Genomic DNA, 13,607 nt, shown 5'->3' on the forward strand with positions numbered 1-13,607 from the left:
AAAGAGAACCACGATGACGACAATTCGCTCGATACGCGTACTGGATGTACGTTTCCCTACCTCGCAGATGCTGGACGGGTCGGACGCCATGAATCCGGATCCCGATTATTCCGCGGCCTACGTGGTTCTGGAAACCGATCGGCCGGGCCTGGAAGGCCACGGGTTGACCTTCACCATCGGCCGCGGCAACGAGATTTGCTGCGCCGCGATCAAGGCCATGGAGCATCTGGTGGTCGGCCTGGATCTGGCCTGGATCAGCGAAGACATGGGTCGCTTCTGGCGTCACATTACCTCCGACAGCCAATTGCGCTGGATCGGCCCCGACAAGGGCGCCATCCACCTGGCCACCGGCGCCGTGGTGAATGCGGTCTGGGACCTGTGGGCCAAGGCCGAAGCCAAGCCTTTGTGGCAGCTGGTGACCGACATGTCGCCAGAGGAACTGGTGCGGGCTATTGATTTCCGTTACCTGACCGATTGCATTACGCCCGAAGAAGCGTTGGCATTGCTGCGTGCCCAGGCGCCGGGAAAGGCGGAACGCATCCGCTCGCTGCAGCAGGATGGCTATCCTTGCTACACCACTTCTGCCGGCTGGCTGGGTTATGAAGATGCCAAGCTGCGGCGCTTGTGCCAGGAAGCCGTCGATAGTGGTTTCAACCATATCAAGCTCAAGGTCGGCCGTGATCTGGCCGATGATATTCGTCGGGTTACCATCGCCCGCGAAGTGATCGGCCCGGACAGACAGTTGATGATCGACGCCAACCAGGTGTGGGAGGTCGATCAAGCGATCGCGTGGGTCAAGCAGCTGGCGTTCGCCAAGCCCTGGTTCATTGAAGAACCGACCAGTCCCGACGACGTCGAAGGGCACCGCAAGATCCGTGAAGGCATCGGCGCAGTCAAGATCGCCACCGGCGAAATGTGCCAGAACCGCATCATCTTCAAGCAGTTCATCATGCGCGGGGCCATCGACGTGGTGCAAATCGATTCCTGCCGCCTGGGCGGCGTCAATGAAATTCTTGCCGTGCTGCTGATGGCGGCCAAATATAAATTGCCGGTATGCCCGCATGCCGGCGGCGTTGGCTTGTGCGAGTATGTGCAACATCTGTCGATGATCGACTATGTCTGTATTTCGGGTAGCAAGGAAGGGCGGGTGACCGAATACGTCGACCATCTGCATGAGCATTTTGTCGATCCCTGCGTTATCCGCGACGCCAACTACATGCCGCCTGCAGCGCCGGGATTTTCGATTACGATGAAGCCGGAATCGCTGGATAAATACCAGTTCCGTGGCTGAGCAAGAGCGCCGGTGGGAATTTGCCGGCGCTTGGACTATAAAGAGTAAGAGGCTGTTGCAAACACATCTGGCGTTGTTGCACCTCCTAGCCGTACTACTCGTACTGTCTTCGTCGGCGCGCCTAGCCAGCTGTGTTTGCAACAGCCTCTAAGTGAATAAAGAATAAGTGAAAAAATAATTATAAGAATGGAGATGGCAAGGTGGATCTATATCTAGCAGGAAAAGTGGTGATCGTTACCGGCGGCGGCGCGGGTATCGGCGGCGCGATATCGTTGCAGCTGGCAGCCGAAGGCGCGATTCCGGTCATCTTGGGAAAAAGCCAGCCGACACCGGAATTCAAGACTGCGCTGCTGGCGCTGCAAGGCCAGGCGCGCATCATCCAGCTCGACTTGACGGACGAGGATAAATGCCGGCTGGCGGTCGAACAAACGGTCGCAGAATTCGGCCGTCTCGACGGCCTGGTGAACAACGCCGGCATCAACGACAACATCGGCCTCGATGCCGGTCGGGTTGCCTTCGTCGAATCGCTGGAAAAAAACCTGATCCACTACTACACCATGGCGCACTACTGCGTACCGCACCTGAAAGCCAGCCGCGGCGCCATCGTTAACATATCTTCAAAAACAGCAGTCACAGGCCAGGGCAATACCAGCGGCTATTGCGCCGCCAAGGGCGGCCAGCTTTCCCTGACACGCGAGTGGGCAGCCGCGTTGGCGAATGACGGCGTGCGCGTGAATGCATTGATCCCGGCGGAAGTGATGACGCCGCTGTACCGCAGCTGGATCGCCAGCTTTGATCATCCGGAGGAAAAGCTGGCCGCCATCACCAGCAAGATCCCGCTCGGAAAACGTCTGACCACGGCCGAGGAGATTGCCGATACGGCCGTGTTCCTGCTTTCGCCGCGCGCTTCGCACACAACCGGGCAGTGGGTGTATGTGGATGGCGGTTATAGCCACCTGGACCGGGCCCTGACCTGAAGTGAGCTGAAGTGGATTGACAAGGCGCAGCGGGTGGTTTGGTTCGCCGTCCGGCAGATTGATTTAACGTGACCGGCTTTGCAGCCGTTCGTGCATCATGAGAGCAGATATGCAGCAATCAAAAAATCCAGGTGAAGATCGGCAGTCCGAGGCAAGTCCTCCGGACTACATCATGTCCCTGGAAAACGTCACCAAACGCTTCCCCGGCGTGCTCGCGCTGGATAACTGCCGCTTCGACCTGTATCCCGGCGAAGTGCACGCCCTGATGGGTGAGAACGGGGCCGGCAAGTCAACGCTGATGAAGGTGCTGGCGGGCGTGTATCCGAAGGATAGCGGAGAGATCCGCATCGCCGGGCAACTGGTGGAGATTCCCACGCCGCGCGCGGCGCAGGCGCTGGGCATCGGCATCATCCATCAGGAACTGAACCTGATGAACCACCTGACCGCGGCGCAAAATATTTTCATCGGCCGCGAACCGCGCGGCCGCTTCGGCATGTTCCTTGATGAAGACGCCCTGAATCGTAAAACCCGCGACATCTTCGAGCGCATGCGTCTTGATCTCGATCCTGCCACGCTGGTCAGCGAATTGACCGTGGCCAAGCAGCAGATGGTGGAAATCGCCAAGGCCTTGTCCTTCGATTCGCGCGTGCTGATCATGGACGAACCGACCGCGGCGCTCAACAACGCTGAAATCGAAGACCTGTTCCGCATCATCCGGCAGTTGCAGTCGCACGGCGTCGGCATCATCTACATCTCGCACAAGATGGACGAGCTGCGGCAAATTTCCAATCGCGTCACGGTCATGCGCGACGGCCAGTACATCGCCACCGTGCCCACCGCGACTACCTCCATGGAAACCGTCATCGGCATGATGGTCGGCCGTCAGCTCGACAACAGCGGAGCGCAAGCGCCGGATACGTCCGGTAATGAGATCGTGCTGCAAGTCAAAGGCCTGCAGCGGGGCGCGTTTATCAAAGATGTCAGCTTCAGCCTGCGCAAGGGCGAGATCCTGGGCTTTGCCGGCTTGATGGGCGCGGGTCGCACTGAGGTTGCGCGCGCCGTCTTCGGCGCCGACCGCATCGACGCCGGCGAGATACTGGTGCATGGCGCCAAGGTATCGATCAGGTCGCCCAAGGACGCTGTTGCGCACGGGATCGGCTATCTGTCGGAAGACCGCAAGCACTTTGGCCTGGCCACCGGACTGGACGTCAAGACGAATGTCGCCATGTCCAGCATGAACCGGTTCCTGACGCAGGGATTGTTCCTGGACCAGGCCGCCATTCGTGATACCGCCCAAGGCTACGTGCGCCAGCTCAGCATCAAGACGCCCTCGGTCGACCAGCCGGTGCGCCTGCTATCCGGCGGCAACCAGCAAAAGATTGTGATCGCTAAATGGCTGCTGCGCGACTGCGACATCCTGTTCTTCGATGAGCCAACACGTGGCATCGACATCGGCGCCAAGAGCGAAATCTACAAGCTGCTGAACACACTGGCGGAGCAAGGCAAGGCGATCGTCATGATTTCTTCGGAACTGCCGGAAGTGCTGCGCATGAGCCATCGCATCCTGGTTATGTGCGAGGGCCGCATCACCGGCGAACTGTCGGCCGCCGAAGCCTCGCAGGAAAAAATCATGCAGCTGGCGACCCAGCGCGACGACACACGCGTGGTGCAAGCCGCATGACCCCGAATCACTTACATACAATGAGAACCAGCATGGCAAATATTCAGAATCCCGCGTCGCAAGCACAGCAGCCGGGCCAAGGCGCGTTCGCGGCGATCAAGGCCCGAATCTTCCACCCCGCCACGCGACAGAAATTGCTGGCCTTCGCCAGCCTGCTGACGCTGATGGTGTTTTTCAGTTTTGCATCTTCCAATTTCCTCGAAATCGACAATCTGGTCAGTATCTTGCAGTCGACTGCGGTCAACGGCGTGCTGGCGATTGCCTGCACTTTTGTCATCATCACCGCCGGCATCGATCTGTCGGTCGGCACGCTGATGACTTTCTGCGCGGTCATGGCTGGCGTCTTCCTGACCTATATGGGATTACCAATCTATATTGGCATCGCCGCTGCCATCTTCTTCGGCGCGCTGTGCGGCTGGGTTTCCGGCGTGCTGGTGGCTAAGCTCAAGATTCCTCCCTTCATCGCCACGCTGGGCATGATGATGCTGCTCAAAGGCTTGTCGCTGGTGATTTCCGGTACCAAGCCGATCTACTTCAACGATACGCCGGGCTTCTCGGCCATTTCGCAGGATTCCCTGATCGGCAACCTGATTCCTGCGCTGCCGATTCCAAACGCCGTATTGATCCTGTTCCTGGTGGCGATCGCCGCAGGCGTGATCCTCAACAAGACCATCTTCGGTCGCTATACCTTTGCGCTCGGCAGCAATGAAGAAGCGCTGCGGCTGTCGGGCGTCAATGTCGATTTCTGGAAAGTGGCAATCTATACCTTCAGCGGCGCCATCTGCGGCATTGCCGGGCTGTTGATCGCATCGCGCTTGAACTCTGCGCAGCCGGCGCTGGGCCAGGGCTATGAACTGGACGCAATCGCCGCGGTGGTGATCGGCGGTACGTCGCTGTCAGGCGGCACCGGCACTATCCTCGGCACCATCATCGGCGCGTTCATCATGAGCGTGCTGATCAACGGCTTGCGCATGATGTCGGTGGCGCAGGAATGGCAAACCGTGGTGACCGGAGTCATCATCATCCTGGCGGTCTACATGGATATCCTGCGCCGCCGGCGTCAGTGAGGAAAGTGGAAAAGCAAAGATTTTGTACGTGCACAAGAAGTTCCGGGCAAGCGCAGCGCGCCCGTTGTTTATAACCATAGAGGAGACTTGAAATGATAAAGAGAAGAGCAGTGAACATTGCCATCGGCCTGGCGCTTGCACTCGGGTTCAGCGCCACCGCAGTGGCGGACGAAGTCTATATCCCCCTGATTTCGAAAGGTTTCCAGCATCAATTCTGGCAAGCAGTGAAGGCTGGCGCCGAGCAGGCCGCCAAGGATTTCAATGTGAAGGTGTCGTTCGAGGGTCCGGAAACCGAAGCGATGGTCGACAAGCAGATCGATATGTTGTCTGCCGCGCTGGCCAAGAAACCCAAGGCCATCGGCTTCGCCGCGCTGGATAGCAAGGCCGCCTTGCCGCTGTTGAAGAAGGCGCAGGCCGCACACATTCCTGTCGTCGCCTTTGACTCGGGTGTCGACAGCGACATTCCTGTGACCACTGCCGCCACCGACAACAAAGCGGCGGCAGCGCTGGCGGCTGACAAGATGGCGGAGCTGATCGGCAAGGAAGGCGAAGTGGCGGTCGTGGCTCATGACCAGACCAGCCGCACAGGCATCGACCGCCGCGACGGTTTCGTCGAGCGCATGAAGGCTTATCCCAAGATCAAGATCGTTACCGTCCAGTACGGCGCCGGCGACCAGCTGAAATCGACCGAGATCACCAAGTCTATCCTGCAAGCCTATCCGCATCTGAAGGGCGCCTTCGGCACCAATGAGGGTTCGGCGATCGGCGTGCTGAACGGCGTCAAGGAAATGAAGCGCAAACTGGTGATCATCGGTTACGACTCAGGCAAGCAGCAAAAAGACGCAATCCGCGACGGCAGCATGGCTGGCGCCATCACCCAGAATCCGGTCGGCATCGGCTACAAGACGGTGGAAGCGGCGGTCAAGGCGCTTAAGGGCGAGAAGCTGCCCAAGGTGATCGATACCGGCTTCTACTGGTACGACAAGAGCAACATCAGCGACCCCAAGATCGCTGCCGTGCTTTACGACTGATCTTGACGCGGCACTAACTTCATCACGGGCCGCTGCCGACAGGCGATGGCCCGGCAATCCAGTGCAATAACAGACACAGCAGACTCCCGTCACGGGTGCTGCCGGTAGTCGGCGTCGACAGCGCCGCTACCGGTTGCGACCTGCTGCGCGCGTATTACGTACAAAAGGCTTCTAGCGAAGGTTCGAATCTATCTCCGGTGCTGAGAGGAGGGCGGTCGGACAAAATTTAACCATAAAGGGGACTCAACATGAAAACAACAACATTGCACTGCCTGCAGGCGGCAGCCGCGACCGTACTGATCGGCGCCGCCTGCAGCCAGGCGCAGGCGCAGACCAGCGTCACTATCTACGGCCGGGTCGATGCCGGCGTCGATTACCAAAGCAGCGTTGCCTTGAAAGACGTCAACGGCAATCTGACCGGGCAGACCGGAAGCAAGCTGGCGGCGTCCGGCAACCAGTGGGGCACCAGCATGATCGGCTTCAAAGGCACTGAAGACCTGGGCGGCGGACTGAGTGCCTTCTTCCTGCTGGAATCCGGGTTCGATGCGACCAAGGGCGTCACCAACGGCAGCGCCTTGTTCAATCGCCGTTCTTATGTCGGCTTGAATGGCGGCGCCGGTTCGATCAAGTTTGGCAAGAATTTGTTCATCGTCAACGATGTCTGGTACCTTGATCCGACCGGCCAGCAATTCATGGGCACCGCCAGCCTGGTCAAGGGCCGCAACTGGCCCGGCGCCAACAATGTCATCGAATACCAGACGCCGACCTGGAGTGGTTTCAACGCCACTGCCCAGACCAGCCTGGGCGAGCAGGCCGGTTCCACCAAGAATGGCCGCAGCGATGGCATCTCCCTGGTATATACCAATGGCGGTCTTGAGCTGCGCGGCATTTATGACGTGATTCGAGACGTCAATGGCCGCTATACCAACGTCTACACGGCGTCCAAGGATTTGATTGTCGGCGGCACCTATACGATCGACAAGCTGAAACTGTATGCGGGCTACGAAAATATTTCTGCGCCCGACACCGCTGCGCCTACCGATCCGGACAAGCTGAATCACTACTGGATCGGCGTCAACTACATGTTGACGCCAGCCCTGACCCTGATCGGCGGCGCCTTCCACGCCAAGCTCAACCATGATGCCGGCAGCGCCAGCCTGTTCATGGCCGGCGCCAACTACAACCTGTCAAAACGGACCTTGCTGTACGCAGCGGTTGGCACGGTGCGCAACAAGGGCAACGCCAATTTCGGCACCGAGTTCGACAATCCTTTGCCTGGTCATGCGCAAAACGGCGGGTATGCCGGGATCAGCCATACGTTCTAAACAAGATCTTGTTCGTCTCGCCGATCTTGCCGGATCTCCGAGCTTGAGGCAGTCGCCGCAGCCATGTCGCGGTTGCCTCTTTTTTATGGCGTCCAGCCTCAAGCCCGGGCATGGACGAGCAGGTGTTCAAATCACTTCATCTCGGGGCTACTACAACATTGGAGACGAGCGTCATGACGAAAAGCAAAGATACGGAATTTCTTCCTGCTGTCGCCGGAACAATCAAGGCGGAAAGAGGCGTACCGGCCAGCCCTGCGCGGCGCAAGTTACTGGGCCAGATGACCGCTTTGGCGGCATCGCCGCTGGTGGCCGCCTGTGGTGGCGGCAGCACTGACAGTCCGACCGCGGCAGTGGCATCTGCCGCTCCCAGAGCCAGTAGTAAAGCCGACTTGCCCGGTATCGCCAGAACCGCGCCAGTGGCGGGCATCACCAGCCAGAACCTGTTTTACCAGACTGCCGGCGACGACTGGGCCAGGACCTGGCTGCCGATCGGCAATGGTCGCGAAGGCGCCATGCTGGCGGGCGGCGTATTGCTGGAACAGATGGAATTCAATGAACAAAGCTTATGGGCGGGGGTCAATAATTTCGATGGCATGGCCTACGATATATCCGGCTTCGGCGCCTACCAGAACTTCGGCAGCCTGTCGCTGAACATGGGCGCCAGCGCGCCACCTGCGATCACTTCACCGAACGTCAGCGTCGGCGCTTCCAGTTCAGGCGAAGGGATCTTGTCGACGGTTGACGGCAATCTCAGTACCAAGTGGTGCATCGTCAGTCCGCCGAACCTGGTCACTTGGCAGGCAGCGCTCTCCGGCGCGGCCGTGGTTGCCACTTATACGCTGACCTCTGCCAACGATGTTCCCGCGCGAGATCCGCTGAAATGGGTGGTGTCCGGTTCCAATAACGGCAGCAGCTGGACTGTGCTCGATAGCCAGAATTTCACCGCGACGCCGTTTGCCAGCCGGGGTCAAACCAATAGCTACACGTTTTCAAACGCCACAGCCTACAGCTATTACAAGATCGATTTCAGCGTCTCGGCAGCAGCGCTCAGCGACGGCCATTTCCAGATTGCTGAAATAGGATTAAACGGCGTCAGCCTGCTGCAAAATCCGTCGGCCCAAATGCTCTATGCCTTCTCGCCATCCGGCCACGGAATGGGGGCGTTGAGCAGCTCCAGCAGCCAGCGCATCGACAGTTCGGTCGACGGCAAGGCGAATACCAAATGGTGCGTCTTCGTGAATCCGGGCGAGATTGTGCAATGGCAGATGGATCTGGGCGCGGCGCAGGTTATGTCGAGCTATGCCCTGACCAGCGCCAACGACGTTCCCGCACGGGACCCGCAGATCTGGACGCTGGCGGGTTCCAACGACGCCTTGAACTGGACCCAGCTGGATAGCAAATCGGTCGCGCCATTCGCCTCGCGCGGCTTGCAGCAAACCTTTGCGCTAAGCGGCTCCACCGGCTATCGCTACTGGCGCTTCAGCTTTGATACTTCCAAGTGCCCGGCCGATGCAGGATCCGGCGATCCCAGGACGGGACATTTCCAGGTTGCAGAAATTGTGCTGAACGGCTCTGGATTCACCACGGCGGGCAAGGCTGTCACTTGCGAATACCAACGCCGTCTGAATCTGCAAAACGGCTTGCAGACCACCAGCTACCTGTACGGCGGCAATTACTTCATCCGTGAAACTTTTGCCAGCAAGGTAGACAATGTGATCGTCATGCAGCTGCGATCGGAAACACCGGGCGGTTTGTCCGGCCTGCTGCAACTAACGTCCGCACAAGCCGGCGATGCCGTCACCGCACTGGTTTCCGCTAACGAAGAAAGTCTCTCGTTCAGCAGCAGCCTGGCTAACAACGGCCTCAAGTACGCGGCCAAGGCGCGTTTGATCCGCACCAATGGCAGCGCTACGCAAAGTGGTACAAATATCAAATTCAGCGGCTGCGACAGTATTCTGCTGTTGCTGGACGCGCGCACCAATTACGCACCAAGCTATAGCGCCGGCTGGCGCAGCAGCAGCGATCCGCTTAGCGTAGTGAACACGACGCTGAGCGCAGCTGCGGCCCAATCGTTCGCCACGATGTATGCCTCGCACTATTCGGATTTCCAGCCGTTGATGACAGCGGTGGATGCCAACTGGGGCAGCAGCACGGCCGCATTGACCAGCTTGCCGACCGATGTGCGCCTGAGCGCTTACCAGAGCGCCGCCGGCAGCACCGATCCTACACTGGAGCAGTCGCGCTTCCATCTCGGCCGTTATCTGCTCGCCAGCTGTTCAAGAAAGGGTGGCTTGCCGGCCAACCTGCAAGGCTTGTGGAACAACTCCAACAGCCCGCCATGGGCCAGCGATTACCACAACGATATCAACATCCAGATGTGTTACTGGTCGGCGGAGTCGACCGCCTTGCCGGACTGCCATCTGCCCATGTCCGATTTCATCGTGGCGCAAGCACCGGCCATGCGCGTCGCAACGCAGGCGAATTTCCCTGGCAGCACAGGCTGGACCGCGCGCACCAGCCAAAGCATCTTCGGCGGCAGCAGCTGGAATTACTATACCCCCGTCAATGCCTGGTACATGCAACACATGTGGGAACACTATGCCTTCAGCCAGGACATGAACTACCTGCAGACGACGGCTTACCCAATGCTGAAAGAGGTGGCGCAATTCTGGACCGGGCAGCTCAAGCTGAACGCCAGCAATCTGTATGTGGTTCCCAGCACAAACGCCGGCTCGCCTGAACAGGGGCCGGCGGAGGATGGCGTGATGTTCGGCCAGGAACTGGTGTGGGATGTGTTCCAGAACTACCAAAGCGCTACAGCAGCTTTGACCGCCGCAGGCTTGGCTCCCTCTGGCGACAGCGGCTTGTTGGCTACGGTGAAATCGATGCAGGCCAAGCTCGCACCCAACCTGATCGGCGCCAAAGGACAGTTGCAGGAGTTCCAGGAAGACTATGAATCCAGCCCCGCCCTGATGCAAAGCAAAGGGCTCAGCCTGACGCACCGGCACACCTCGCATCTGATCGCCGTGTATCCGGGCCGCCAGATTACGCCTGCCGCCACGCCGTCATTTGCGCAAGCCGCCAAGGTCGCGCTGCTGGCGCGTTGCGGCCTACCGCTGGGCACTGCGTCCGGTAATGTATCGCTGGCAAACATCAGCGGCGACAGCGTCGAGTCGTGGACCTGGACCTGGCGTTGCGCCTTGTTCGCACGCCTGGCAGATGCAGAGAATGCACTGACCATGATCCGGGGCAGCCTGAAGGACAGCACTATGCCCAATCTGTTCACCGCCATGATGCCGGAAACCTTCCAGATCGACGGCGACCTCGGCATGCCGGGGGCGATGACCGAGATGCTGCTGCAAAGCCATGAGGGCGTCATTGTATTGCTGCCCGCATGTCCCGCAGCCTGGCAGCCTTCGGGTTCGTTTACAGGCTTGCGCGCTAGGGGCGGCTACAAGGTCAGCTGCGCCTGGAGCAACGGCACGGTAACGTCGTACAGCGTCATCGCCGACATGGCGCCGAATAAGTCTGCGGTGAAGGTCAGTGTGAATGGCGTGGTGAGCAGCATTGTTCCAGTGTGAGCGGAACCGAAGCAAAGCAGGAGGCTTGAATCTGAAATCTGAATGAGGGAAGGCGGGAGATGCTGCCTCTGCTACAAACAAGCTGTGCCTGTTTGTAGCAGATGAGAGGGAAGGGAGGTTGTCCTGCGCTGCCGGTTTATTCGGTTGGGGGCACGTAGCCGGTCGCAGCGTCGGCGCCGTCGCCGAAGAAATGCTTTTCCATTTGCGCCGCCAGGTATTTACGGGCGCGAACGTCAGCCAGGTTCAGGCGGTTTTCGTTGACCAGCATGGTCTGGTGTTTGAGCCAGCCGGCCCAGGCTTCTTTGGAAACGCTTTCATAGATGCGCTTGCCCAGTTCGCCCGGGTACGGAGGGAAGTCGAGGCCTTCGGCTTCTTTGTCCAGTTTGATGCAATGAATGGTGCGTGCCATGGTTTTTCCTTGTCAGTGTTGCGCGCCCCGTCTTGTCGGGGCGCTTATAAATAAGGGTACGGAGGTAGTCCGACCGGGGTCAGGCGTGATTTTATAGGTTCTTGATCAATACCAGCGATTTTCGTTGCCAGTTATACATGTGCTGGCGATCTTTCGGCAAATCGTCCACGGTAGCGTGGACGAAGCCGCGCCGCAGGAACCAGTGCGAAGTACGGGTGGTCAGCACGAACAGTTTGCTGAAGCCGGCGGCGCGTGCGCGGCTTTCCATATGTTTGAGGATACGTTCGCCGTCGCCTTGCGCCTGGACTTCCGGATTGACGGTGAGGCAAGCCATTTCCGCCATTTTTTCCGAAGGGAAAGGATACAGCGCGGCGCAGCCGAAGATCACGCCGTCATGCTCGATCACCGAGAAGTAATGGATCTCGCGCTCGATCAGTTCGCGGCCGCGCTTGACCAGCGTGCCGTCCGCTTCCAGCGGCTCGATCAGTTTGAGGATGCCGCCGACGTCTTCAATCGTGGCTTCGCGCAGGCTTTCCAGGTTTTCATAGGAAATCATGGTGCCCACGCCATCGTGGGTGAACAGTTCCAGCAAGACCGAGCCGTCGGTGGCGAACGGCACCACGTGGGCCCGTGGCACGCCGGCGTTACAGGCCTTGATGGCGTGTTGCAGATAGAAGGCAGAGTCGGCCGGCAGGCAGCCGCTATCCAGCACGGCTTGCGCCTGGTGCGAAGACAGTTCGCGGATTTCAGTCTCGCCGGCATCCTTCATCAACGGCGTTTCGCTGATGAAGATCAGTTTTTCGGCGCGCAGCGAGATCGCCGCCGAGACTGCGACGTCTTCCATGGTCAGGTTGAATGCTTCCCCGGTGGGCGAGAAACCCAGCGGCGATAGCAGCACCAGGCCGCCGGCATTCAGGATCGGATGGATGGTGTCGTAGTCGATCTTGCGCACTAAGCCGGTCAGTTGCAGGTCGGCGCCGTCGATCACGCCGAGAGGGCGGGCGGTGACGAAGTTGCCGGAAATGATACGAATCGCCGCATGCGCCATCGGCGTGTTGGGCAAGCCCTGGCTGAAAGCGGCTTCGATATCGAGCCGCAGTTCGCCGGCGGCTTCCTTGGCGCACTCCAGCGCGGTGATATCGGTAATCCGCAAACCATTGTGGAAGCGCGCTTCTACATTACGCAGCGTCAGCTGTTCTTCCACCTGCGGTCGCGAGCCGTGCACAATGACCACTTTGATGCCAAGCGCATGCAATAGCGACAGATCCTGGGCCAGCACCGGCAACGCGCCGGCTGTCACCAGTTCGCCCGGAAAGGCGACCACAAAGGTCTTGCCGCGAAAGGCATGGATATACGGCGCGACAGAGCGCAGCCATTCTACGAATTCATTGGGGTTTTCCATGCCGGACATTATCCTAGATTCGGGAGTTGGACAGGTGCAATCGCGTCTGTAGCGCTCTTACCTAAGCGGTAAATATTATCGAATGAAAGAAAATCAGTGCTCATGCGGCTTTCCAAAACTAAGTGAGCGGTCAACTGCCGAATTTAGGATTATATACAGGACGCCGTATTGGCTGCAGGGAATCAGCGATTTGCGGGTGGTTTTATCGCAGGCGTAGCTATGGGGCGACAAGCTAACGGATATTACAGCTGGTTGGGGGCTTTCGGGTAGCCACGAAATTACAGCTTTACCTTAACGTGCAGGCCCGTGTAGCGCCCCGCAATGCGATAATTCGCCCATGATAAATACGATTTCAGTGGAATTTGAACCGGCCGACGTGCAACAGCTTTTGCAACACGCCGAGGCGGCGACCGAACATCTGCCTTGCATGGGTGACCAGTTTGTCGCCAAATATTATGCCGGCGGCAAAGTGATCACCAAGAACGACTGGCCGGATGTCAGCCAGCTGGAGCTCTCAAGAATCCCGCCAGCCCTGTTTCTGGTCAACGATTCATTCTTGATGAGCAATGGTATAGCCACCGAGCAAGCCATCGCCTGCGTTTATAAAAATGGTCATATTCCTTCCGAGCAGCAGAACGAAAGCGACGCCTTTGCGCTCGGTTCGGAAGAGTTGCCCACAGTGACAAGGATCTTGACCAAGGATTTTGCAGGGATAGAGACCGCGCAAAAAGTCCGGATCACGTTTTTGCATGATCAGCGCAAAGGACCGGTAGTCACGCTGGAATTGGTCGATCCGGCTAACGAGACGCCGGATGTCAGGGTAGTCAGCCGTCATCAGTGACG

The 13,607-nt window shown here is 58.8% G+C and carries 10 protein-coding genes; 8 read left to right on the top strand and 2 right to left on the bottom strand.

Annotated elements, in window-relative coordinates:
* Nucleotides 1-13: 13 nt before the first annotated feature.
* The 7 genes from LT85_RS07990 (at nucleotide 14) to LT85_RS08020 (ending at nucleotide 10,953) form a co-directional block, all read left to right on the top strand.
* On the top strand, nucleotides 14-1,291 hold the full coding sequence (locus tag LT85_RS07990; RefSeq protein ID WP_038487246.1) for an L-fuconate dehydratase: 1,278 nt from the start codon (nucleotides 14-16) through the stop codon (nucleotides 1,289-1,291).
* 200 nt (nucleotides 1,292-1,491) lie between these two features.
* A complete protein-coding gene (locus tag LT85_RS07995) occupies nucleotides 1,492-2,268 on the top strand; it encodes an SDR family oxidoreductase (protein ID WP_038487248.1) in 777 nt (258 codons plus the stop codon).
* A 172-nt stretch (nucleotides 2,269-2,440) separates the two neighbouring features.
* Nucleotides 2,441-3,949 carry a sugar ABC transporter ATP-binding protein gene (locus LT85_RS08000; RefSeq protein ID WP_156117653.1) on the top strand — a complete coding sequence of 503 codons (1,509 nt, stop codon included), beginning with the start codon at nucleotides 2,441-2,443 and terminating at the stop codon, nucleotides 3,947-3,949.
* A 32-nt stretch (nucleotides 3,950-3,981) separates the two neighbouring features.
* On the top strand, nucleotides 3,982-5,016 hold the full coding sequence (locus LT85_RS08005) for an ABC transporter permease (protein WP_052134882.1): 1,035 nt from the start codon (nucleotides 3,982-3,984) through the stop codon (nucleotides 5,014-5,016).
* Between the two features lie 92 nt (nucleotides 5,017-5,108).
* Entirely contained in the window at nucleotides 5,109-6,047 is a 939-nt protein-coding gene (locus LT85_RS08010; RefSeq protein ID WP_038487252.1) for an ABC transporter substrate-binding protein, read from the top strand.
* Nucleotides 6,048-6,295: 248 nt separating this feature from the next.
* Nucleotides 6,296-7,372 carry a porin gene (locus LT85_RS08015; protein ID WP_052134884.1) on the top strand — a complete coding sequence of 359 codons (1,077 nt, stop codon included), beginning with the start codon at nucleotides 6,296-6,298 and terminating at the stop codon, nucleotides 7,370-7,372.
* Between the two features lie 173 nt (nucleotides 7,373-7,545).
* A complete protein-coding gene (locus tag LT85_RS08020) occupies nucleotides 7,546-10,953 on the top strand; it encodes a glycosyl hydrolase family 95 catalytic domain-containing protein (RefSeq protein ID WP_172656957.1) in 3,408 nt (1,135 codons plus the stop codon).
* 136 nt (nucleotides 10,954-11,089) lie between these two features.
* Here LT85_RS08020 and LT85_RS08025 read toward each other — a convergent pair whose 3' ends face one another.
* Nucleotides 11,090-11,362, bottom strand: a complete 273-nt coding sequence (locus LT85_RS08025) for an oxidative damage protection protein (protein WP_038487255.1) — start codon at nucleotides 11,360-11,362, stop codon at nucleotides 11,090-11,092.
* 91 nt (nucleotides 11,363-11,453) lie between these two features.
* On the bottom strand, nucleotides 11,454-12,764 hold the full coding sequence (argA, locus tag LT85_RS08030; protein WP_038495468.1) for an amino-acid N-acetyltransferase: 1,311 nt from the start codon (nucleotides 12,762-12,764) through the stop codon (nucleotides 11,454-11,456).
* Nucleotides 12,765-13,101: 337 nt separating this feature from the next.
* On the opposite strand from argA, the gene LT85_RS08035 reads away from it, so the two are divergent.
* Nucleotides 13,102-13,605: a hypothetical protein gene (locus LT85_RS08035; RefSeq protein WP_038487257.1), complete on the top strand. Its 504-nt coding sequence runs from the start codon at nucleotides 13,102-13,104 to the stop codon at nucleotides 13,603-13,605.
* The last annotated feature ends 2 nt before the right edge of the window (nucleotides 13,606-13,607 follow it).

It is taken from the genome of Collimonas arenae, from assembly GCF_000786695.1.
GTDB lineage: Bacteria > Pseudomonadota > Gammaproteobacteria > Burkholderiales > Burkholderiaceae_D > Collimonas > Collimonas arenae_A.